Origin of the sequence: Micromonospora sp. AMSO12t (genome assembly GCF_008806585.1) — a bacterium.
Taxonomy (GTDB): domain Bacteria; phylum Actinomycetota; class Actinomycetes; order Mycobacteriales; family Micromonosporaceae; genus Micromonospora; species Micromonospora reichwaldensis.
In genome coordinates this window covers 1-776 of sequence record NZ_WAAS01000548.1, presented here as the reverse complement: position 1 = coordinate 776, position 776 = coordinate 1, and the positions used below count along the sequence as shown (strand labels likewise).

Genomic DNA, 776 nt, shown 5'->3' with positions numbered 1-776 from the left:
CCCACCGGCTGCACCCAGACCAACGGCACCGACGTGACGATCAGCGACAACGCCACGGTGGAGAGCACCATCACCATCGCGGGTTGCACCGGCACCGCCGGCTCCACCAGCACGGTCGCCGTGCAGATCGTGCACACCTACATCGGTGACCTCGCCGTCAGCCTCGTCGCTCCCGACGGCAGCGCCTACACCCTGCACAACCGCACCGGCGGCTCCGCCGACAACATCAACCAGACCTACACGGTCAACCTCTCCTCCGAGGTCGCCAACGGCACCTGGAAGCTGCGGGTCCAGGACGCGGGCGCCGGCGACACCGGCTACGTGAACAGTTGGACGCTCAACCTGGGCGGCTCCGGCACGACGAACTGCACCGGCAGCAACGCCAACAACGTCACCGTCAACGACAACGCGACGGTCACCAGCAGCATCGCGATCGCCGGCTGCACCGGTACCGCCTCGTCGACCAGCAAGGTCGCCGTGCAGATCGTGCACACCTACGTCGGTGACCTCGTCGTCAGCCTGGTCGCCCCCGACGGCAGCGCCTACACCCTGCACAACCGCACCGGCGGCTCCGCCGACAACATCAACCAGACCTACACGGTCAACCTCTCCACGGAGACCCGTAACGGCACCTGGAACCTGCGCGTCCAGGACGCCGCCTCCGGCGACACCGGCTACATCGACGGCTGGACCCTGACCCTCTAGGGACCGTCAGCTCCAGGCACGGCCGCACGAAGGGCCCCTCGCCACGCTCCGCCTGGCGAGGGGCCCTCTTC

Annotated in this window: 1 protein-coding gene; it reads left to right on the top strand. The window is 68.4% G+C overall.

Annotation, left to right across the window (positions count from 1 at the left end; all coding sequences use genetic code 11):
• Nucleotides 1-705, top strand: a 705-nt coding sequence (locus F6X68_RS32895; RefSeq protein ID WP_192581660.1) for a proprotein convertase P-domain-containing protein, incomplete at its 5' end; no start/stop codon positions are given.
• Between the last annotated feature and the right edge of the window lie 71 nt (nucleotides 706-776).